This is a genomic window from Dyella mobilis (assembly GCF_016904945.1).
In the GTDB taxonomy this organism is placed as follows: Bacteria; Pseudomonadota; Gammaproteobacteria; order Xanthomonadales; family Rhodanobacteraceae; genus Dyella_B; species Dyella_B mobilis.
Genome location: NZ_JADIKF010000039.1, coordinates 857,151 through 877,019 on the forward strand (window position 1 = coordinate 857,151; position 19,869 = coordinate 877,019).

Sequence of the window (19,869 nt, forward strand, 5' to 3'; positions counted from 1 at the left end):
GAGCCAGGCATGCTGCTCGTTCGCAGCGAGCGAAGTGTGGCCGGTCCCCCTTGCGCGAACTGCACGTTCCCCGCTTTTATGAGCTCATCTCCTCTTCTCAGCGAACTCATCGAAGCCCTGCGCTGCCTGCCCGGCGTGGGCGGGAAAAGTGCGCAACGCATGGCGTTTCATTTGCTGGAGCGCGAACGCGAGCGCGGTTTGAAATTGGCCGCGGTGTTGCAACAGGCGATGCAGCAGATCGGGCACTGCTCGCGCTGCCGTAATTTCAGCGAAACGCCGACGTGTGCGATTTGTGCAAATCCCGGCCGCGATCGCCACGTGTTGTGCGTGGTCGAATCGCCGACTGATCTGGCTGCCATCGAGCAGGCGACCGGCTATCGCGGTCAATACTTCGTTCTGATGGGGCGGCTTTCTCCGCTGGACGGGCTCGGGCCGGAAGAGCTGGGGTTGGACCTGTTGAGCGAGCGGCTGGCGGAGGACGACGTGCAAGAGCTGATTCTTGCCACCAATCCCACCGTTGAAGGCGAAGCGACGGCGCACTATTTGGCGCAATTGGCGCGTGCTGCGGGGATCCGTCCGACTCGGCTGGCGCACGGCGTGCCGCTCGGCGGCGAACTGGAATACGTCGATCGCGGCACGCTGGCGCATGCGTTCGGCAGTCGGCAATCGGTGGACTAACCGGCTCAACACAAAGGAATACGCTCATGGGTGACACCATCTTCGGCAAGATCGTCCGGCGCGAAATCCCTGCCGACATCGTCTATGAGAACGACGACGTGCTGGCTTTTCGCGATCTCAATCCGCAGGCGCCGGTGCACGTGCTGTTCGTGCCCAAGCGCGCGATCGCGACCTTGAACGACGCCACGGCCGCCGACGCGGAGCTGCTTGGCAAATTGCTGCTCGCCGCGGCGAGCTACGCCAAACAGATCGGCGTGGACAAGGAGGGATACCGCACCGTCATCAACTGCAACGAGCAGGGTGGCCAGACGGTTTTCCATCTGCACGTACATTTGTTGGCCGGTCGCCGCATGACCTGGCCGCCGGGTTGATCGGCAGCGTGGGATGAAGCACAAAAAAACGCCGGCGGAAGCCGGCGTTTTTCGTTGCAGGTCGATGCGGATCAGCGATGGCGAACCACGATGACCGGCGGCGCATACCAACCGCCCCAGCCACCCCAGCCCCAACCGGGACCCCAGTACGGACCCGGGCCCCAGAAGGGGTCGTACCAGCCCGGCCCGTAATACGGATAGCCGACCATGACGGGGCGCTTCGGCCACAAATAGACCACGCTGGCTTCGAGACGCGGATAGGCGTAGTCGTAATCGCCAACCTTACGCGTCATCGTGCCCTGGACCGTGCCGGTGAAGGTTATTTCGCGGCCAGGCTTGAACACTTCAGGATCGTAGAAGCCCGAATGACAGGCGACGAAGCGGCCCTGGGTGTCGTTGTTGCCGCCGACGGGGCGAGCCTGGCTGTCGAGCGGATGCGCCAAGACATAGAAGCAGGTCGACTGCTGGCCAGGCTCGGTGCTGATGATGTTGCCGCCCCACCTGACCTGCGTGCCATTGGCACTGCTGCCTTGTTGGGCGTTCATGGAGGTGACGTTGGCAAAGTTGCCTTGCAGCGGCTGCGGCACGGTGGCGCAGGCGGCCATCAGGGCGCATACCGCACTGATGCTGAGAATTCGGTAGAGGGGAGACATGGTGTTTTTCTCCATCGTGGGCGGTTGCATGCTACATCGTTGCGCTCGGATTAGACCACGCGACGCGGTTGGAAATTCCGTACGGCGCGTTGAAAGGCGCGCAAGGACTCAGGGAGTGGTTCGGCGGTGGCGTAACGCAGGTCGATATAGCACCTCATCAAATGGTCCAGTTCGATGCGTTGCCCGGGCAACGCTCGGATAGCGCGGCGGAGGTAATGTCGCGGTCCCTCGCTGCGTCCGCGGGCAACCCCGGCTCGGGCAAGCTTGCGCTCCAGCGCACGCATGGCCGCGAGGGCAGGGTCGCCCTCCGGTCGACGCCACAGCGCCCACGTCAGTCCGGCAGCACCGAATAGCGCGATGCTCACGGCCAGCAGCTTTTCCAGCATGCCGGTGTCGACTTCGCGGATGCCGAAGGGAGTCAGCAGGCCGCGTTGGCGCAATGCGTCGAAACCGATAACGCCTTCGTTCCACCATCGGTTGACGATGTCCCAGTGATTTCGTGCAGATTCCATGAATCCGGATTCGTACCAGGGCAGCAGGGCGTTACCATCGGCTGCCGGGGCGCCCAGGTCGATGCGCTGCGGGCTTACCGCCGCGGTCGGATCGATGCGCACCCAGCCGCGGCCGTCCAGCCATACCTCGCTCCAGGCATGGGCATCGGAGTTGCGCACCAGCAGATAGTGCGCCATGGCATTCCAGAATCCACCCTGGTAACCGGTGACGACGCGGGCCGGAATGCCCGCCGCGCGCATCAGCACCGTAAAAGAGGATGCGTAGTGCTCGCAAAAACCTTCGCGCGTATGGAATAGAAAGTCGTCGACGGCGTCGTGTCCTAGCGGTGCGGGAGCGAGCGTGTAGCGGAAGCCGTCATCGTGAAACATCTGCAACGCGGCCTGGATGATGGCTCCGTCGTTGCGGCCGAAGCGTCTGCGCAGCTGGGTCGCCAGCGCGTGGGTGCGAGGATCGAAGTCGTTGGGCAGCAACAGCGCGCGCAAGCGCGTGGCGGGATCGAGCGTGGCCTGGAAGCGGTAACGCAAGGCGGAGCGGAGCGAATAATCCAGAACTTGGTCGACCGGCTTGTCCGCAAAGACCTCTCCGTCGGCACGCGTTTGCGCTTGCTCGGGGGCCTGCAAGGGCACGTCCAGAACAGGCAGTACGTGCTGATGGGTGGGTTCCAGGCTGATGCGGTAGTGAATGCTGCTGATGGCTTCGATCGGGATGGCGGCAGCGCCGGTATCGTCGAGTCGTCTCCAATCCTTGCCGTCGTAGTCCCACAACACATAGGCGCGGAAGTAGCGCTGGTTTTTGGAGGGCGGCGCTCCGTCGAAACTCACCCGCATGGCGGGGCTGTCGTCGTTGAGCAACTCGGTGAAGTCGCCGGGCGACATGTCGTCGCTGAGTCCGCTGCGGGCTGCCTGGGAGTTTCCGGTTCCCCAAAGCGGCGAGCTGAGTCGCGGTACCAGCACAAAGGCCGTGGCCGCCAGTGGAAACGATGCGGCCAGCAGTAGCGCAGCCGGCAGCATTTGGCGCGGCATGCTGACCGATGCCTGCGTGGGTTCGAGCGAGCGCCACGTACTCATGGCGGGCAGCAGGCCCAGCGCCACGACGACCGTTGCGATCAACCCCTGCCCAAACAACAACGCGGCCATCAGCAGAAAGCAGGCGAATGCCGCCGCGACCCGTGCATCGCGCGGAGCCTCGGTTTCGGCAAGTTTCAGCACCAACAGGCCGCAGGCCAGCGCAGATCCCGGGTCGCGACCGAACACGTTGCCGTAGACCAGAATCACCGCGCCAACCAGCAAAAGCAGCGCCGGAAGTTTCAGCCACGCCGGCACGCGCACCGGGCGATACCGGCGTTGCCACCAGCGCCAGGCGAGCGCGCCGGCCAACGTGACGCTTAGCCACGCGGGAAGGTGCGGGGCATGCATAGAAAGGACGAATGCCGTGGTGAGGCACAGCAGATCGAAGCTGCGATCGTTCAGGCGTTCCTGGATGCGGCGATGCGGATGGAGGCCGATCATGGCAGCAAGGCCAGCGCGGTCATGCAGCGTGCGTAGTGGCTTGGCCCGCTACCCAGTTCGATCGCTTCGCCCGGCAGCCACAAGCTCCAGTGGCGTCCCTGCGCCTGGGCTTCGCCCAGCCAGCGGGCGAGGCGGGCAATGCGTGCTTCGTCGCTCAGCCCTTTGAGCTGACGCCAATCCAGGCACCACTCCTGGCGGGCTTCGGGTTGCTCGTAGTCTTTGACCAGCAGGTTTTCGTGGCGCGCGCTCGCCTTCCATGCCACGTGCCGGATCGAATCGCCACTGCGGTAATCGCGTAATGCCGCGAGGTCTTCGCCGCGGTGCAGGCGTTGACGGTGGCTGTCTTCCACCGGTAATGCCGGTGCGGGTCCGGAATGCTCTGGTTGCGGCCACACCAGCACGGCTTGCTCCGGATGCATCCAGCTCCACGCACGGAACAATCCCATCGGCCAGGTCGTCCATATGCAAAACCGCGGCACGCTGAGCCAGCCGCGGCGTTCGGTGGGAATGCTCAACGTAACGTCGGTTCGCCCATGAACGTCAAATGCGCGCGAGCTCTGGGCGATATCCAGCCGAACGGCCTGGCGCAGACGGCGGGCCTCGAAATCAAAGGTGATGTCGACGGGTTGTCCCGCCGTCGCGTGTCCCGCACGCAGGCCGCGCAGGCGCAAACCGTTGAGGGTGCGAAAAGCGATCAGCATGCTGATGCAGGTGGCCGCGCCCAGCAGGCAGGTAAGCAGCAAGGCCGCATTGTTGGAATAGTTCAGGCTGCCGACCATCATCACCAGCAGCAGCAAGGTAAAGGCCACGCCAAAACCGGTGGGCAGGATGTAGACGCGCCGCCGGTGCAAGTCGATGGGCAATGTTTCCGGGCGGCGGTGCCGGGTGAGTGCAGGCAGCCGCCGTTCTGCCCATTGCTGCACACGCTGGTAGGAGGCGCGCATCGAGGTCAATCGACGGCGACTTCGCTCAGCAGAGTGCGCGCCAGCGTCTCGCCGCTGGCTCCGCGGGTTGCCGAGAGCCGGTGTGCGGCCAACGGGACAAACAAAGCCTGGATGTCCTCCGGCAAGACGTGGGAGCGGTCGCTGAGCATTGCCCATGCGCGTGACGCGGCGAGCAGCAGCAGGCCTGCACGTGGCGACAATCCGATGCGGATGTCCGGATGGCGCCGGCTGGCCGTCAGCAGTGCTTGCAGATAGTCCAGCAGGGCAGGGCTGGCCGTGATGGTTTGCGCTTGCTGGTGCAAGGTGTGCAGGCTTGCGGCATCCAGTTGCGGGGTCAGTCGCGTAAGCAGGTCGCGCCGGTCGGTGCCGGTGAGCAGTTCCCGTTCGGCACTGGCGTCGGGATAGTCGAGCGAGACGCGCAGCATAAAGCGATCGAGTTGCGAATCGGGCAGCGGAAAGGTGCCGGACAAATCGAGCGGGTTCTGCGTGGCGACCACGAAGAACGGGTCCGGCAGCGCATGTGTCTGGCCGTCCACGGTGACTTGCCCCTCGGCCATCGCCTCGAGCAAGGCGCTCTGGGTTTTGGGCGTGGCGCGATTGATTTCGTCAGCCAGCAGCAGGCCGGCGAACACCGGTCCGGGATGAAACCGGAACTGCGCGGTCTCGCGCTCGTACATGCTGACCCCGATAATGTCGGACGGCAGCAGGTCGCTGGTGAACTGCACGCGCTGGAAGTCGAGCGCGAAGCTTGCTGCGAGCGCATGCGCGAGCGTGGTCTTGCCGACGCCGGGCACGTCTTCCAGCAACAGGTGGCCGCCAGCGATCAGGCAGGTGAAGGCCAGTTTGACCTGGCGCGCCTTGCCAAGCAGAACGCGGTTGACTTGGGCAATGGCGGCGTGAAGTCGTCGTTGCAGGTTTTCATCACGAAGTGGGGTGATGGCTGACATGAGTTTGCGGAAGACGAGGACGGATGTGGGAGACGACGCCAGTTTAGTCGCCGGCCTTGCGCGCTGGCGAGCGGCATTCGTCACGTTCTTCCTGTGTCTGCTTGGGGTGAAGCTGCTGCTCGTTCTGGAGCTTCAGCCGTTTGGCGACGAAGCCTTCTATTGGCAAGAGAGCCGGCGCCTTGCCTGGGGATACAGCGACCTGCCGCCACTGACGGCATGGCTCATTCGCCTGGGCGAGGCGGTGGCCGGGCATGGGCTGATGGGCATGCGCTGGCCGTTTCTGCTGCTGGGCAGTTGCCTGCCTTGGTTGTTGGTGGCCTTTGGGCGTCGTGCGTTCGATGCGCGTACCGGCTGGCAGGCCGGTTTGCTGTGCCTGTGCTTGCCGTTGGCCGGCAGCTTGGGTGTCATGGCGATGCCGGACGTGCCGCTTACCGTGGCAGGTGCCGTTGCCATGCTGGCACTGTTGCGAGCGATGGACGAAAACCGCTGGCGCGATTGGCTGTTGCTGGGGGTGGCGCTTGCGGTTTGCTGGGCCAGCCACTACCGCGCGGCGATGTTCATTGTGGCGGGATTGGCGCTGTTGCTGTTGACGCCGCGTGGCCGTCAGCAGTGGACGCGCGGAGGTTTCTGGCTGGCAATGGGCGTTGCGGCCGTCGGCTTGCTGCCGATGGCGATTTCCAACTGGCAACAGCACGGCGCCGGCCTGGCCTTTCAGCTGGTCGAGCGCAACCCGTGGCGTTTCCATGCCGACACTCTGGTGCAGCCGCTGGAGCAGGCCGTCACCTGTACGCCGCTGCTGTATGCGTGCCTGCTTTGGGCCGCGTGGCATAGTTGGCGTCGGCGCCGCGACGGTGGTCCATGGGACGTGATCGCCGCGTTGTCGCTGACGTTCGTCGTGGTGTATTTCGTTGCCGGATTGTTCGCCGACGATCAACGTTTTCGCGTGCACTGGCCGTTGCCCGGTTATTTGCCCTTGCTGGCGGCGTTGCCGGCATTGCTGAGGGAAACGGGCGCGATTCGCGGTTGGCGGATCTTCGTTGCGGTCGGGGCAGGGTTGGCTGTGCTGGCGCAGTTGACCGGCCTGTTTTATCTGGGGCTGGCGGCCTATCCGCGTACCGCTGCTTGGTTGGGCACGGCGTCGGCGTTTCCCACGGCCTTCATGGGATGGCAGGAAAGTGCCGATATCGCGAAGGCACAACTTGCCGCGCGGCCTGCTGTGCTGGTCGCCGACAATTTCATGATGGCTGCCGAACTCGATTTTCAGTTTGACGGACGGCGTCCGGTCTATACGCTCGACAGCCCGCTCAATGTGAAATATGGGCGAGCGCCTCAGATAGCCTGGTGGGGCATGGGCGAAGCGGGCCTGCGTCGCTTGCACGCAGGCGAACCGGCCCTGCTGGTGGTTGACGAGCACGCTTTGCGGGAACGCGAGCGCGGATCGTGGCTGGGTTCGCTGTGTTCTCGCATCGAAAATCTGCGGCCCGTGCAAAGGCTCGACTTGTTCGATGGCCGCAAAACGGTGTCGTTCTATCGTGGCGTGATCGCACGTGCAGCATCGGAGCATCCGAACGACCCCGATGCATGCGTTACGTGGCGCAATGCCGCTATGGTGCAGCGGTGACTAGGGAACACTGAGCCCAGCATCGCGCAGCAATTGCGCCAATGCGATCAAGGGCAGGCCGATCAGGGCGGTGGGATCGCTGTTTTCAATGCGCTCGAACAAGCTGATGCCGAGACCTTCGCATTTGAAGCTGCCGGCGCAATCCAGCGGTTGTTCGCGTTCGATGTAGCGGGCGATTTCCGCAGGCTGAAGCTGGCGGAAATGGACGCGGGTGAGGTCGAGATGGGTGTGCTGCCGGGCATCCCGCGTATCGAGCACGCACAGTGCCGTGTGAAAGGACACTGTGCGGCCCGAACAGGCTGCGAGCTGTTGCTGTGCAACTGCTGCGGAACCTGGTTTTTCCAGCAAGGTGCCGTCCAGCTCGGCAACCTGGTCTGAGCCGATCACCAGGGTATCGGGCATCCCTGCGCCCGCGTCGGAGGCTTTGGCGATGGCCAATCGCATGGCCCGCATCGCTGGTGCTTCGCCGGCCAGCTCGCGCTCTTCGGTTCCGGGCGCCCGTTGTTCAAAGTCCAGGCCGAGCCGTTCCAGCAATTGGGCTCGGTAGCGGGAGGTGGAACCCAGGACCAGGCGCCGTGCCGTCACGAGGTCGGATCCTGCCGGATGTGCTCGCGCATGGCGGAGTCCAGCTCGTTCTGCGCCTGGCCGAGGGCCTGGAGCAGGGGGCGGAGCCGTGCGCGGGTCTGTTCCATATCGTGGGCAGCCGCATCCAGCTCGGCCAGGCTGGCAGAAGGTGCCTTGTCGCGAATCCATATCCGCTGCTGCAGCAACGCCCTCAACCCGGCGTCCACGGCGTGGTCGGCTTCTTGCTCGCTGGCCGCAGGCAGGTCCGGGTTCATCGACATGACAGCATGGGCCTGTTGCAGCCGGGCGCGGCAGGATTTCAGGTCCGCCTCCAGCCGGTCGGCCAGCTCCAGCAGGCGTCGCAGGCTTGCGGTGCGCAGGCTCATCCGGCGCAGCAAAAAGGCGCCGCTCAGGGCCGTGGCCACTAGAATCAAGAAGATGGCCACGCCGACCGTGAGATAGATATTCACTTAAAATGGGCCGTTCAGGCAGGAATAGGACCAGTCTGCCGTATGTGCCGAGTTCAGGCAAAGCAGGCGGATCGGTGTTGCGACGCGGTTTGCGATCGGCCGGTGCGGGGCGGTCGTGGTTGACTTCGACTGCCCGGTAAATTTACTATTTCATAGTTATGTCCGCCACACTGCCAGAGTCCGTGGACGCTTGGCGCATGGTTTCGGCGCGGCGTTCGTTCCAGGGGTCACTGCCCATCGCCGCAATGCCTCGCCTGTGCGAAGTGTTGGCGGATGATGCAGGTTCGGCCACGTATGAGCTCGACTTCGGTCGGGACGAGTACGGCACGGCATACGTCGACGTTCGTGTCCGGGCGCCGCTGTGGCTGGTCTGCCAGCGCTCTCTCGAGCCGTTCGTGATGCCGGTTACGGTTGAAAGCCGACTGGGTCTGATCCGTTCCGAGCGCGAGGAATCCGCGTTGCCGGGCGGGGTGGAACCCCTGCTGGTGGCCGAGGATGACAAGCTGAACCCGATCGATGTGATCGAGGACGAATTGTTGTTGGCACTGCCGCTGGTACCGGTCAATCCGGACAGCGAGCTGCCCGAAGAAGTCACACGCCCGCCGGCGGAAGCAACGCCTGCCGGAGAGCGTTCCGATAACCCGTTCGCGGTACTGCGCGAACTCAAGAAGAACTGATTAAGCTGGAGAACCACCATGGCCGTTCAAAAGAGCCGCAAGACCCCGTCCACCCGCGGCATGCGTCGCTCGCATGACAAGCTGAGCACCGTGCAGCTGGCCACCGATCCGACCAGCGGCGAAGTGCATCGTCGTCACCACGTGACGGCCGATGGCTACTATCGCGGCAAGAAGGTCATCGAAACCAACGTTGCGGTGGTCGAAGAAGACTGAGCTGTGCTTGGGAGCCTTGATGGCTCCTGAGGAACCGGTTCGGCAAGCGGCGCGGTGACGCGCCGCTTTGCGTTCCGGTGCCCAGCAACGTAACGTTGCTGTTCTGGTGTGCCCGACCGCCTTGCGGAGGGTGCCGAACACTCTTCGCCTGCTGATGGATTTTCAATGGCTCAGATCTACTCCCGCATCCTTGGTACCGGCAGCGCGCTGCCAGAGCGCGTGGTCACCAACGCCGACCTCGAGAAGTTTGTCGACACCAGCGACGAGTGGATCCGCGAGCGCACCGGCATTCGCCAGCGCCACTTCGCCGCCGATGGCGAAACCACCGGCGACTTGTCTACGTTGGCGGCGCAGCGCGCGCTCGATGCCGCGGGCGTCAAGGCTTCGGAGCTGGACCTGATCGTGCTGGGCACCACCACGCCCGACATCATTTTTCCCTCCACCGCGTGTCTGGTGCAGCATCGCCTGGGCGCGAACGGCTGCGCGGCGTTCGACGTCAACGCTGCATGCTCGGGCTTCGTGTATGCGCTGGGTGTGGCCGACAAGTTCATTCGCAGCGGCCACTCGAAGAAAGTGCTGGTGATCGGTGCCGAAACACTGACCCGCATGATCAATTGGGAGGAGCGCGAAACCGCCGTGCTGTTTGGCGATGGCGCCGGTGCCGTGGTGCTGGAGGCGTCCAGCGAACCGGGCATCTACGCCACTTGCCTGCATGCCGATGGCGGCCACAAGGAACTGTTGTACAACCCGGTCGGTGTTTCTGCAGGTTTCAAGGACGAGCCCAATCACGGTGTGCGCATTCGCATGTCCGGCCGCGAAGTGTTCAAGGTGGCGGTGAAGACGCTCGATTCGCTGGTCGAGGAGACGCTGGCGGCTGCGGGCATGGAAGCATCCCAGCTCGATTGGCTGATTCCGCATCAGGCCAATTTGCGCATCATCGAAGCGACCGCAAAGCGTTTGAACATGTCGATGGATCAGGTGATCGTCACCGTCGACAAGCATGCCAACACCTCGGCTGGATCCGTGCCGCTGGCGCTGGATTACGCCGTGCGTTCCGGCAAGGCGAAGCGTGGCCAGAATCTGCTGCTGGAAGCGTTCGGCGGCGGCTTTACCTGGGCTTCCGCGCTGTTGCGCTTCTGATTCGCCCTTCGGAAAATCGGATGGTGCGTCTCGAGCGCATTGCCGAATATTCGTTACAAGTTAAACGCGACGCCCTGTCCCGATTCGGGCAGGGCGTTTTCGTGATGGATTCGCGAATACGGCTGCGTATGCACGCCGATGCTGGCACCATTACGCCTTTCCAATCGAGAGACATGCATTCCCCATGACGGCCGCTTCGCTCGCTTTCGTTTTTCCAGGGCAGGGTTCGCAATCGGTAGGCATGCTTGCCGATCTCGCTGCAGCCCACCCCGATGTGAAAGCTACCTTTGACGAGGCTTCGCAGGGGGCGGGTGTCGACTTGTGGGCGCTGAGCCAGCAAGGTCCGGAAGACCAGCTCAACCGCACCGAAAACACGCAACCGGCTTTGTTGGCTGCCAGCGTGGCGGTGTGGCGCGCGTGGCAGAAACTGGGCGGCGCACAGCCTGCGCAGCTTTCCGGCCACAGCCTTGGGGAATACAGCGCCCTGGTGTGTGCTGGCGCGCTTTCCCTGCACGACGCGGCGGCCCTGGTGGCCGAGCGCGGTCGCCTGATGCAGGCCGCAGTGCCGGCCGGCGTCGGCGCGATGGCCGCGATTATCGGTGGCGACGACCAGCAGATCGCCGATGTCTGCGCAGAAGTGGCACAGGGTCAGATCGTGGCGCCGGCCAATTTCAATTCGCCGGGACAGCTGGTGATTGCCGGCCATGCCGAGGCGGTGGACAGGGCGCTGGCCCGGCTCGCCGAGCTGGGCGTGAAAAAAGCGGTGAAGCTTGCCGTTTCGGTTCCCTCGCACAGCGCCTTGATGCGCGAAGCCTCCGACAGATTGGGCGAGCGCATGGCTTCGATCGCGTGGCAATTGCCTGCCATTCCGGTCGTGCAGAACGCCGAGGCGCGCGCGTACACCTCGCTGGAAGACATTCGCGGTGCCTTGCAGCGGCAGTTGTACCTGCCGGTGCGCTGGACCGAGTGCGTGCAGGCGCTGGCTGCCGGTGGCACCACGCGCATCGCCGAATGCGGCCCCGGCAAGGTGCTCGCGGGATTGATCAAGCGCATCGATAAAAGCATTGAAGCACGCGCGATCGGCACGCCTGCCGAATTCGATGCTGCGCGCGGCGAATGGGCCTGAGCGCCCGACCCAACTGATCTGAAGGAAATCAAAGGATGAGCACTCTGCAAGGCGAAATTGCGCTGGTCACCGGCGCCAGCCGCGGCATCGGTGCGGCGATTGCCGACGAGCTGGCTGCCATGGGCGCCACGGTCATCGGCACCGCAACCAGCGAGGCGGGCGCTGCGGCCATCGGCGAGCGGCTGGCGGAGCGCGGCGGCCATGGGCGGGTGCTCAATGTGACCGACGCCTCGGCCGTGGATGCGTTGATCGACGATATCGCCAAGCAGTTCGGGCCGGTGTCGATCCTGGTCAACAACGCGGGCATCACCCGCGACCAGCTGTTGATGCGCATGCGCGACGAAGACTGGCAGGCCATCATCGACACCAATCTCACCTCGGTCTATCGCACTTCCAAGGCGGTGATGCGCGGCATGATGAAGGCGCGCAAGGGTCGCATCATCTCGATCGCCTCGGTGGTGGGGGTGACCGGCAATCCGGGGCAGGCCAACTACGCGGCAGCCAAGGCCGGCATCATCGCTTTCTCCAAGTCGCTGGCGCGCGAGATCGGTTCGCGCGGTATCACGGTCAACGTCGTGGCGCCCGGTTTTATCGATACGGATATGACCCGCGGCCTGCCCGAGGATGCCAAGCAGGCCATGCTGGGCCAGATTGCGCTGGGGCGGCTGGGCGAGTCGAGCGAGATCGCCAAGGCCGTGGGCTTTCTTGCGTCGCCGGCGGCCAGCTACATCACCGGCGAGACCCTGCACGTCAACGGCGGCATGTACATGCCCTGATACATCGCCGGCCCTTGAAAAGGGCCTGGCAGGTGCAAGCTTCGGTTCGAAGGCAGGGCGCAAGCCGCCTGCATTGTTTGAAACTTGCCGGCCCCGGAAGGGGCGGCAGGCGCCAGGAGTCGTCACGGGCCCCGTTTTAGGCGACAATCGGCGTTTTCGCGCCGACGCGGATACCGTGGCGGTTCGTTTTCACTGGCACTTGTGGCGGCTTAGCGACTTAGCCACTACAATGCCGCAGAATTTGCCGGCGGAAAAACCGGTGAGACAGACACACCCCTTGGGAGGTATAGGCAACATGAGCACCATCGAAGAGCGCGTCAAGAAAATCGTCATCGAGCAGCTGGGCGTGAAGGAAGATGAGGTCACGGCGAACGCTTCGTTCGTGGACGATCTGGGCGCTGATTCGCTGGACACGGTGGAGCTGGTGATGGCGCTCGAAGAGGAATTCGAAACCGAAATCCCCGACGAGGAAGCCGAGAAGATCACCACCGTGCAGCAGGCCGTGGATTACATCAAGGCTCACACCAAGGAGTGATCCGTCGTCTTGCGGCGGCGCTTCAAGCGTCCCATGCATTGCGTACTGATACCGGAATCTGCGCCGTCTCGGCGCAGTTTTCGTTTCTGCAAGATGTAACGTCCGATCACGTATGGTGTACACGATCGGCGCGCATCGCGATTCGCGGCAGGTGAAGCCTGGCGGCCGATCCTCCGAACCAGTAAGGAATTTTGATCCATGAGCAAGAGACGAGTGGTAGTAACCGGCATGGGCATCATCTCGCCGGTTGGCAACGACATCGCCACCGCCTGGGACAACATCCTCAAGGGCGTCAGCGGCATCGGTCCTGTGACGCATTTCGATGCCACCGCGTATGCCACGCGCATCGCCGGTCAGGTACGCGATTTCGATCCGGCGCAGTGGATTGCTCCGAAAGAAATCAAAAAGATGGACCCGTTCATCCACTATGGCATCGCCGCGGGCACCCAGGCCTTGCGCGACTCCGGCCTGGAAGTCACGGAGCACAATGCCCCGCGCATCGGCGTTGCCGTGGCCGCCGGCATCGGTGGGCTCAACACCATCGAAGACACGTCCATCGAGCTGCATGAAAAGGGACCGCGCCGCGTGTCGCCGTTCTTCGTGCCCAGCTCGATCATCAACATGGTCTCGGGCCATCTGTCGATCATGTACGGCCTGAAGGGGCCGAACATTGCCTGCGTCACGGCATGCACCACCGGCACGCACAACATCGGCCTGGCTGCCCGCATGATCCAGTACGGCGATGCCGACGTGATGATCGCCGGCGGTGCCGAATTCGCCACTACCGGTACGGCGATGGCAGGTTTCTGTTCGGCCAAGGCCATGTCCACGCGCAACGACGACCCGACCAAGGCCAGCCGTCCGTGGGACAAGGACCGCGACGGTTTCGTATTGTCCGATGGCTCCGGCGTGCTGGTGCTGGAGGAGTACGAACACGCCAAGGCCCGCGGCGCGAAGATCTATGCTGAGCTGGTCGGCTTCGGCATGAGCGGCGACGCTTACCACATCACCGCTCCCAGCGAGGGTGGCGAGGGCGCGGCACGCTGCATGGAAAGTGCACTCAAGGACGGCGGCATCAATCCGTCCGAGGTGCAGTACATCAATGCGCACGGTACGTCGACGCCGTTGGGCGACCTGGGCGAAGTGCTGGCCGCCAAGCGAGTGTTCGGCGATCACGCCTACAAGCTGGCGATGAGTTCGACCAAGTCCGTCACGGGCCATCTGCTTGGCGCGGCCGGCGGCGTGGAAGCGATCTTCAGCATCCTCGCCTTGCGCGACCAGGTGCTGCCGCCCACGATCAATCTCGACGAGCCGAGCGAGGGTTGCGATCTCGACTTCGTGCCGCATACGGCTCGCGAGGCCAAGCTGGATGTCGTGATCTCCAACTCGTTCGGTTTTGGTGGTACCAACGGTACGCTTGCTTTCCGTCGCATCTAGTGACTGCCATCCACCGTACGCTAGCCGGCCGGCGCGATCTGCTCGCGCCGGCCGCTGCATTTCCGGAGCGCTATCCCGCGTTGCTCGAGAGTGTGACGCGCGGTAGCGAGCACGCGCGTTACGACATTCTGTTCGCTTTTCCGAAGGCGACGATCACGCTGAGTTCCGATGGCGGCGTGCGCGATGCCAAGGGCGATGTGCAAACTGGCCGTTTCCTCGACGTGCTCGACGCGGCATGGCGTGCCGAGCGTTTGCTGCACGAGGCCGATGACGGCTTGCCCTTTCACGGCGGCTGGGTATTGCTGCTTGCTTATGAGCTGGCGGCGGAAATCGAACCGACGCTGCACCTGCGTCATTCGGACTATTTGCCGGTGGCGCAGGCCGTACGTTGCCCGGCTGCGATCATCGTGGATCACCTGCGCGAATGCACGGTGCTGGTTGCAGAGGCAGGGCAGGAGGCATTGCTCGATGCCATGGCGGCGGACCTCGAGGTTCAGCGGGCGATTCCTGCATTGGCCATGCCCGATGTCGTCGAAGAGGACGAGCCGTCTTCGTTCCTGGCCGGCGTGGCGAAGGTTCAGGAGCACCTGCATGCCGGCGACGTGTTTCAGGCCAACTTGTCGCGGGCATGGCGTGCGCATTTTGCCGAGGCGCCGTCGGCCATCAGCCTTTATGCGGCCTTGAGGCAGGCCAACCCCGCGCCGTTTGCAGGACTGTTGCAATGCCGCGATTGGGCGGTGGTCAGTTCTTCGCCCGAGCGCCTGGTCGAAGTCAGGCGTGGCGTGGCGCAGACCAGACCGATTGCGGGGACGCGGCCGCGTGTCGAGGGCGACGACGATCTCGCACGCATCCGCGAACTGACCGCGCATCCCAAGGAACGGGCCGAACACGTCATGCTGATCGACCTGGAGCGCAACGACCTCGGTCGCGTCTGCCGTCCGGGTACGGTCGAAGTGAACGAACTGATGGTGGTGGAGAGCTACGCGCACGTGCACCACATCGTGTCGAACGTTCGTGGCCGATTGCGCGACGGCGTCACACCGGGCCAGGTGATTGCCGCGACGTTTCCCGGCGGCACGATTACCGGGTGCCCCAAGGTGCGCTGCATGGAGATCATCGCCGCGCTGGAAGACGCGCCGCGTGGCGCCTACACCGGTGCCTTGGGGTACCTGGACCGCAACGGCGATCTCGACTTGAACATCCTGATCCGCACCTTGACCCTGCATGGGCAAGAGGTGAATTTGCGCGCGGGCGCAGGCATCGTGGCCGATTCCATCGCGGTGAAGGAGTTGGACGAGACGCGCGCCAAAGCCCGCGGCATGCTGCGGGCACTGGGAGCGAACGGTTGATGATGCTGGTCAATGGCCAGCCGCAAGACAGCATATCGGCGCTGGACCGCGGGCTGGCCTATGGCGACGGGTTGTTTGAAACCATTCGCCTGGTCGGCGCGCACGCACCGCTGTGGGGCCGGCACGTCCAACGTCTGCTGGCCGGTTGCAAACGCTTGCGCATCCCCGCGCCGGATATTCAGCAGCTCTGGCAGGAAGCCTTGCAGGTCAGCAAGGGTTTGCCGGACGCAGTATTGCGCATCACTGTAACGCGCGGAGCCGGCGAGCGCGGTTACGCGCCACCGGCCGACAGCGCCGCTACGCGTATCGTGGCTGCGTTCCCGCTGCCCGACACCGCGGTCGATATCTATCGGGAAGGCATTCGCGTGCGTTTGTGCGCGACCCTGCTCGCGGACCAGCCGGCGCTGGCAGGAATCAAACACCTGAATCGGCTGGAGCAGGTGTTGGCGCGCGCGGAGTGGAATGATCCGCGGATTGCCGAGGGCTTGGTTTGCGATCAGCGCGGCCACGTCATTTCGGCAACGGCTGCGAACCTGTTTGCCGTGATCGACGGCACGGCCGTGACGCCTTCGGTGGACCGTTGCGGTGTTGCCGGCGTTGCGCGCGCCACGGTGCTCGAGGCAATGCCGGCGTGCCAGGTGCGCGAGTTGCCCCTGGCCGAATGCCTGGGTGCCTCCGAGATATTCCTCAGTTCCAGTGTCCGCGGCATCCTACCGGTTCAGGCGGTGGGCGATACCGTGTACGCTCCCGGCCCGGTGACCCGCGCCATGCAAGCACTCTGGCGCGATTTAGGCTTTCCGATGGAGCTGGCATGAATCGAAGTGGCGCAAACCAGGGGCGTATCTCGTGGCGCTTCCTGTTGCTGATCCTGGTGCTGGCGTTTGCCGGTACCTGTACCTGGTTCTGGCGCGATTTCACGCGCTTCGGCGCGACACCCCTGCACGTCGCGGCGCAGGGCGAAAGCATCGACATTGGACGCGGCACCAGTTTCAAGGACATCGTGCACCAGCTTCGCGCCGAGGGCTTGAGCACCTCCACGCCGTTTTATTGGCGGCTGCTGGCCGAGCGCATGGGCGTTGCCGGGCGCTTGCATGCCGGTGAATACGCGGTCGTCCCCGGCATCACGCCGTCGCAATTGCTGGCCAACATGGCGCAAGGCAAGGTGATGCAGCGGAACGTCACGATCGTCGACGGCTGGACTTTCCGCGACGTGTTGCAGGCCTTGTCCAAGGCGGACAAATTGAAGCATGACGCCGAGGGGCTCGACGACGCCGCGATCATGCGCAAGATAGGTGCGCCGGATGAAAAGCCGGAAGGGCAGTTCCTGCCGGAAACCTACGCCTACGTAAAAGGCGACAGCGATCTCGACGTCCTGCGCCGTGCACACGAAGCCATGACCAGGACGCTGGCGACACTGTGGGCACAACGCGCTTCCGACCTGCCGCTGGCCAAGCCCTACGATGCGCTGATTCTCGCCTCGATCGTCGAGAAGGAAACTGGCCGCGCCGACGAGCGCGCACGTGTGGCTGGTGTCTTTATCAGGCGTCTGCAGAAGAACATGTTGCTGCAGACCGACCCCAGTGTGATCTACGGCATGGGGACCAGCTATACCGGCAGCATTCACAAGAGCGACCTGACTAACGACACCCCGTATAACACCTATACCCGGCTTGGCTTGCCGCCAACGCCGATCGCGATGCCCGGCAAGCCGGCGATCGAGGCGGCCTTGCATCCGGCCGCGGGCGATGCGCTCTATTTCGTGGCTCGCGGCGACGGTACGCACGTTTTTGCAGCGACTCTGCAAGAACAGAACAAGAACGTAGCCTGTTACCAACTGAAGCATTGCCCATGAATCGGCGCGGATATTTCATTACGCTGGAAGGCGGGGAGGGGGCCGGCAAAAGCACGCTGCTGGCCGGCCTGCGGGATCATTTTTCGCAGCGAGGTGTCAACTTGTTGCAGGTGCGTGAACCTGGCGGTACGGCGCTGGGCGAAGCGGTCCGCTCGATCGTGCTTGATCCGGCGCTTGCCGGCATCAGCCCGGAAAGCGAGTTGCTGTTGATGTTCGCCGCACGTGGGCAGCTCGTGCGCGAGCGCATCCTGCCCGCGTTGGATGCGGGCCAATGGGTGTTGTGCGATCGCTACGTCGACGCCAGCTATGCATACCAGGGCGCCGGCCGCGGACAACCTGCCGATCGCATCGCCGAACTTGAGCGCTGGGCATGTGCCGGCCTGAAAGCCGATCTGACCTTGCTGCTGGATCTGCCCGTCTCCATCGGTCGGGCCCGCGCCGCCGGCCGTGGCGCGGCCGACCGCATTGAAGCGGAAGCGGACGCATTTTTCGAGCGGGTGCGCAATGCTTACCGGGATCGTGCCCAGGCAGAACCGCAGCGCTTTCGCGTGATTGACGCCAGCTTGCCGCCGGAGCAGGTTTTAAATGCGGCCGTCGAGGCTGTGGCACATTTGTTCGAGGCGAATACGTGAGCGCCCCCTGGCATGCCGAGCATTGGGCGCGCTTGCAGGCGCGCCGGCAGCGCGAGGCCCTGGCGCATGCGCTGTTGCTATGCGGTCCGAGGGGATTGGGTAAGCGTGAATTCTTGCGTCGCTTCGTGCGCGGCCTGCTGTGCCAGCGATCGAGCGAGGGCGAGGCGTGCGGTGCTTGCCGCAGTTGCGCCTTGTTTGATGCGGGTACCCATCCGGACTACGTATCGCTGAGCTTTGGGTTGCGCAAGGATGGTGTGCAGCGTTCGGAAATCGTGGTCGACCAGATTCGCGAACTGTCGGCGCGGCTGGCTACCGCCAGTCAATTCGGCGGTTGGCAGATTGCAAGTATCGACCCGGCGGACGCCATGAACGCCGCGGCAGCCAATGCCTTGCTGAAAACGCTGGAAGAGCCTGCTTCGCAAACCATGCTGATTCTGGTGGCGGACGAGCCCTGGCGCATGCCGGCCACCATTCGCAGTCGCTGCCAGCGGATCGATTTTCAGTTGCCTGCGGCGGAAGCGGCGCTGGACTGGCTGCAGCAAGCCGGTGTACGGGATGCCGAGGCGATCTTGGTGGCGGCCGGCGGCAATCCCGGTTTGGCCCGAGCGTGGTCGGAAGAGGGGGCGCTGGCCTGGCGCCAGGAAGTCCGCAAGGACCTTGCGGCATTGGCAGCGGGCCGTGGCGATGCCATGGAGATCGGCAAGCGATGGCTCGACGGCGCCACCGAACAGCGCCTGTGGTTTGCCGTTCAAGCGGTGGCCGACGAAATGCGCGCGCGCGCCACGCTGCAGGCAAGTCCGCTGGCCAGTGCATTGGATATCGAGGGCCTCGGTACCTGGTGCGATGCGGCCAACCGCGCGCGCGAGGCCCTGCGAGGCCCTCTGCGAGGCGATTTGCTGTTGCTGGAGCTGCTGGGGCGCTGGCGCTGATGCAGCCATGGTCCGTTTCTGCGCAGGCCCGCTTGCTGGTCGTGGCGCCGCATCCGGACGATGAAACCCTGGGCTGCGGCCTGTTGATACAGCAAGTATTGGCCAGCGGCGGAGCTGTCCAACTGGTGTTGTTGACCGATGGCGACAACAATCCCTGGCCGCAGCGCTACCTTGAGCGCCGCGTACGCATCGACGCCGCCTCGCGTCAGCGCTGGGGGCGACGGCGGCGGAACGAAGTGCTGCAGGCGATGGCCAGGCTTGGCGTGCCGGCGCCCGCGCTCTGCCCGTTGGGGTGGCAGGATATGGAAGTCACTTCGCGCTTGCGCGCAGACGTGCCGGGTACCGTCGCCGCGCTGCGCGACGTCATCCTGGCGTTTCGTCCCAGTCTGGTTTGTTGCCCGGTGCTGGGAGACAGCCACCCGGACCACGGGGCTGCGCACGTGCTGTGCAGGTTGGCCGTCGCTGGCGCGAGTCCTGCCCCGGAGTTGTTTGCTTATCCCGTTCACGGCGAAGCCGACGAACTTGCCTATCCCATCAGGATGGATGCCACCGGGGATCAGCAGCGTCGCAAACTGCTCGCACTCGCCGAACATCAGACGCAGATGAAGCTGAGCGGTGCGCGTATGCGGCGCCTGGCGCTTAGTCCGGAGCGCTATGTGCGGGTTGATGCGGCGGCCGGCAGTCCGCGATTGCCCTGGCGGCCGCCGATGGCCTTGAGGCCATGGTTGCGCCTGCTGGTGGTTACGGGCGAGGGCGCGCGGGACTGGCGCTGGACGGAAGCCCCCGTGGCGCGCGACCCGGACGGGGGGTATCGGCTGGATCTGCCCGCAGCGGCGTCGGGTCTGCGTTTCGTGAAATTGCATCTGGACTGGCCTTCTCCCTGGATCTTCGATCACTGGGGTTGGCACATTTTGTGATCGAGCCCGGCCGCTTG

Annotated in this window: 22 protein-coding genes; 16 read left to right on the forward strand and 6 right to left on the reverse strand. The window is 64.2% G+C overall.

Annotated elements, in window-relative coordinates:
• Positions 1-78: 78 nt before the first annotated feature.
• Positions 79-678, forward strand: a complete 600-nt coding sequence (gene recR, locus ISS99_RS14975; protein ID WP_204632388.1) for a recombination mediator RecR — start codon at positions 79-81, stop codon at positions 676-678.
• 26 nt (positions 679-704) lie between these two features.
• A complete protein-coding gene (locus ISS99_RS14980; RefSeq protein ID WP_204632389.1) occupies positions 705-1,049 on the forward strand; it encodes a histidine triad nucleotide-binding protein in 345 nt (114 codons plus the stop codon).
• Positions 1,050-1,120: 71 nt separating this feature from the next.
• Here the strand turns inward: ISS99_RS14980 and ISS99_RS14985 are convergent, their stop codons facing one another.
• Genes ISS99_RS14985 through ISS99_RS15000 form a run of 4 tightly spaced genes read right to left on the reverse strand, consistent with a single transcriptional unit; the run spans position 1,121 to position 5,614 of the window.
• On the reverse strand, positions 1,121-1,702 hold the full coding sequence (locus ISS99_RS14985) for a Slp family lipoprotein (protein ID WP_204632390.1): 582 nt from the start codon (positions 1,700-1,702) through the stop codon (positions 1,121-1,123).
• 50 nt (positions 1,703-1,752) lie between these two features.
• Positions 1,753-3,723, reverse strand: a complete 1,971-nt coding sequence (locus ISS99_RS14990) for a transglutaminase TgpA family protein (RefSeq protein WP_204632391.1) — start codon at positions 3,721-3,723, stop codon at positions 1,753-1,755.
• Positions 3,720-4,667, reverse strand: a complete 948-nt coding sequence (locus ISS99_RS14995; RefSeq protein WP_204632392.1) for a DUF58 domain-containing protein — start codon at positions 4,665-4,667, stop codon at positions 3,720-3,722. The genes ISS99_RS14990 and ISS99_RS14995 overlap by 4 nt, the downstream gene beginning before the upstream one ends.
• A gap of 5 nt (positions 4,668-4,672) precedes the next feature.
• The gene (locus ISS99_RS15000; protein WP_204632393.1) at positions 4,673-5,614 is read right to left on the reverse strand and encodes an AAA family ATPase; all 942 of its coding nucleotides are present in this window, start codon (positions 5,612-5,614) and stop codon (positions 4,673-4,675) included.
• Here ISS99_RS15000 and ISS99_RS15005 point away from each other — a divergent pair.
• A complete protein-coding gene (locus tag ISS99_RS15005; RefSeq protein ID WP_239537943.1) occupies positions 5,613-7,235 on the forward strand; it encodes an ArnT family glycosyltransferase in 1,623 nt (540 codons plus the stop codon). The genes ISS99_RS15000 and ISS99_RS15005 overlap by 2 nt on opposite strands.
• Here the strand turns inward: ISS99_RS15005 and ISS99_RS15010 are convergent, their stop codons facing one another.
• Both ISS99_RS15010 and ISS99_RS15015 read right to left on the reverse strand, forming a co-directional pair.
• On the reverse strand, positions 7,236-7,820 hold the full coding sequence (locus ISS99_RS15010; RefSeq protein ID WP_204632394.1) for a Maf family protein: 585 nt from the start codon (positions 7,818-7,820) through the stop codon (positions 7,236-7,238).
• The gene (locus ISS99_RS15015; RefSeq protein ID WP_204632395.1) at positions 7,817-8,269 is read right to left on the reverse strand and encodes a hypothetical protein; all 453 of its coding nucleotides are present in this window, start codon (positions 8,267-8,269) and stop codon (positions 7,817-7,819) included. The genes ISS99_RS15010 and ISS99_RS15015 overlap by 4 nt, the downstream gene beginning before the upstream one ends.
• Positions 8,270-8,466: 197 nt before the next feature.
• Between ISS99_RS15015 and ISS99_RS15020 the strand changes: the two genes are divergently transcribed.
• The 13 genes from ISS99_RS15020 to ISS99_RS15080 all read left to right on the forward strand — a co-directional run bounded on the left by ISS99_RS15020 (position 8,467) and on the right by ISS99_RS15080 (position 19,852).
• Positions 8,467-8,946: a YceD family protein gene (locus ISS99_RS15020; protein WP_204632396.1), complete on the forward strand. Its 480-nt coding sequence runs from the start codon at positions 8,467-8,469 to the stop codon at positions 8,944-8,946.
• An 18-nt stretch (positions 8,947-8,964) separates the two neighbouring features.
• A complete protein-coding gene (rpmF, locus tag ISS99_RS15025; RefSeq protein ID WP_204632397.1) occupies positions 8,965-9,159 on the forward strand; it encodes a 50S ribosomal protein L32 in 195 nt (64 codons plus the stop codon).
• Positions 9,160-9,324: 165 nt separating this feature from the next.
• A complete protein-coding gene (locus tag ISS99_RS15030; protein ID WP_204632398.1) occupies positions 9,325-10,299 on the forward strand; it encodes a beta-ketoacyl-ACP synthase III in 975 nt (324 codons plus the stop codon).
• Positions 10,300-10,483: 184 nt separating this feature from the next.
• Positions 10,484-11,425 (forward strand): ACP S-malonyltransferase, encoded by a 942-nt coding sequence (gene fabD, locus ISS99_RS15035; protein ID WP_204632399.1) that lies wholly within the window; start codon positions 10,484-10,486, stop codon positions 11,423-11,425.
• Positions 11,426-11,460: 35 nt separating this feature from the next.
• Entirely contained in the window at positions 11,461-12,201 is a 741-nt protein-coding gene (gene fabG, locus ISS99_RS15040; protein WP_204632400.1) for a 3-oxoacyl-ACP reductase FabG, read from the forward strand.
• Between the two features lie 295 nt (positions 12,202-12,496).
• Positions 12,497-12,736: an acyl carrier protein gene (gene acpP / locus ISS99_RS15045; RefSeq protein WP_114823364.1), complete on the forward strand. Its 240-nt coding sequence runs from the start codon at positions 12,497-12,499 to the stop codon at positions 12,734-12,736.
• A 198-nt stretch (positions 12,737-12,934) separates the two neighbouring features.
• The gene (gene fabF / locus ISS99_RS15050) at positions 12,935-14,173 is read left to right on the forward strand and encodes a beta-ketoacyl-ACP synthase II (protein ID WP_204632401.1); all 1,239 of its coding nucleotides are present in this window, start codon (positions 12,935-12,937) and stop codon (positions 14,171-14,173) included.
• A complete protein-coding gene (locus tag ISS99_RS15055; protein WP_204632402.1) occupies positions 14,173-15,522 on the forward strand; it encodes an aminodeoxychorismate synthase component I in 1,350 nt (449 codons plus the stop codon). Before fabF ends, ISS99_RS15055 begins: the two co-directional genes overlap by 1 nt.
• Positions 15,522-16,337 carry an aminodeoxychorismate lyase gene (gene pabC / locus ISS99_RS15060; RefSeq protein ID WP_204632403.1) on the forward strand — a complete coding sequence of 272 codons (816 nt, stop codon included), beginning with the start codon at positions 15,522-15,524 and terminating at the stop codon, positions 16,335-16,337. Before ISS99_RS15055 ends, pabC begins: the two co-directional genes overlap by 1 nt.
• Positions 16,334-17,374 (forward strand): endolytic transglycosylase MltG, encoded by a 1,041-nt coding sequence (mltG, locus tag ISS99_RS15065; protein ID WP_204632404.1) that lies wholly within the window; start codon positions 16,334-16,336, stop codon positions 17,372-17,374. The genes pabC and mltG overlap by 4 nt, the downstream gene beginning before the upstream one ends.
• Entirely contained in the window at positions 17,371-18,006 is a 636-nt protein-coding gene (tmk, locus tag ISS99_RS15070; protein WP_204632405.1) for a dTMP kinase, read from the forward strand. The genes mltG and tmk overlap by 4 nt, the downstream gene beginning before the upstream one ends.
• Positions 18,003-18,935 (forward strand): DNA polymerase III subunit delta', encoded by a 933-nt coding sequence (gene holB / locus ISS99_RS15075; RefSeq protein WP_204632406.1) that lies wholly within the window; start codon positions 18,003-18,005, stop codon positions 18,933-18,935. The genes tmk and holB overlap by 4 nt, the downstream gene beginning before the upstream one ends.
• Entirely contained in the window at positions 18,935-19,852 is a 918-nt protein-coding gene (locus ISS99_RS15080; protein WP_204632407.1) for a PIG-L deacetylase family protein, read from the forward strand. The genes holB and ISS99_RS15080 overlap by 1 nt, the downstream gene beginning before the upstream one ends.
• Positions 19,853-19,869 lie beyond the last annotated feature (17 nt).

What these genes read in the sequence shown, in the direction of transcription:
- fabF (WP_204632401.1), top strand. Translation starts at nt 12,935, where the DNA reads ATGAGCAAGAGACGAGTGGTAGTAACCGGCATGGGCATCATCTCGCCG.
- rpmF (WP_204632397.1), top strand. Translation starts at nt 8,965, where the DNA reads ATGGCCGTTCAAAAGAGCCGCAAGACCCCGTCCACCCGCGGCATGCGT.
- ISS99_RS15000 (WP_204632393.1), bottom strand. Translation starts at nt 5,614, where the DNA reads ATGTCAGCCATCACCCCACTTCGTGATGAAAACCTGCAACGACGACTT.
- fabD (WP_204632399.1), top strand. Translation starts at nt 10,484, where the DNA reads ATGACGGCCGCTTCGCTCGCTTTCGTTTTTCCAGGGCAGGGTTCGCAA.
- ISS99_RS15080 (WP_204632407.1), top strand. Translation starts at nt 18,935, where the DNA reads ATGCAGCCATGGTCCGTTTCTGCGCAGGCCCGCTTGCTGGTCGTGGCG.
- pabC (WP_204632403.1), top strand. Translation starts at nt 15,522, where the DNA reads ATGATGCTGGTCAATGGCCAGCCGCAAGACAGCATATCGGCGCTGGAC.
- recR (WP_204632388.1), top strand. Translation starts at nt 79, where the DNA reads ATGAGCTCATCTCCTCTTCTCAGCGAACTCATCGAAGCCCTGCGCTGC.
- ISS99_RS14990 (WP_204632391.1), bottom strand. Translation starts at nt 3,723, where the DNA reads ATGATCGGCCTCCATCCGCATCGCCGCATCCAGGAACGCCTGAACGAT.
- ISS99_RS15005 (WP_239537943.1), top strand. Translation starts at nt 5,613, where the DNA reads ATGAGTTTGCGGAAGACGAGGACGGATGTGGGAGACGACGCCAGTTTA.
- fabG (WP_204632400.1), top strand. Translation starts at nt 11,461, where the DNA reads ATGAGCACTCTGCAAGGCGAAATTGCGCTGGTCACCGGCGCCAGCCGC.
- ISS99_RS15030 (WP_204632398.1), top strand. Translation starts at nt 9,325, where the DNA reads ATGGCTCAGATCTACTCCCGCATCCTTGGTACCGGCAGCGCGCTGCCA.
- mltG (WP_204632404.1), top strand. Translation starts at nt 16,334, where the DNA reads ATGAATCGAAGTGGCGCAAACCAGGGGCGTATCTCGTGGCGCTTCCTG.
- tmk (WP_204632405.1), top strand. Translation starts at nt 17,371, where the DNA reads ATGAATCGGCGCGGATATTTCATTACGCTGGAAGGCGGGGAGGGGGCC.
- ISS99_RS14995 (WP_204632392.1), bottom strand. Translation starts at nt 4,667, where the DNA reads ATGCGCGCCTCCTACCAGCGTGTGCAGCAATGGGCAGAACGGCGGCTG.
- ISS99_RS14985 (WP_204632390.1), bottom strand. Translation starts at nt 1,702, where the DNA reads ATGTCTCCCCTCTACCGAATTCTCAGCATCAGTGCGGTATGCGCCCTG.
- ISS99_RS14980 (WP_204632389.1), top strand. Translation starts at nt 705, where the DNA reads ATGGGTGACACCATCTTCGGCAAGATCGTCCGGCGCGAAATCCCTGCC.
- acpP (WP_114823364.1), top strand. Translation starts at nt 12,497, where the DNA reads ATGAGCACCATCGAAGAGCGCGTCAAGAAAATCGTCATCGAGCAGCTG.
- ISS99_RS15020 (WP_204632396.1), top strand. Translation starts at nt 8,467, where the DNA reads ATGGTTTCGGCGCGGCGTTCGTTCCAGGGGTCACTGCCCATCGCCGCA.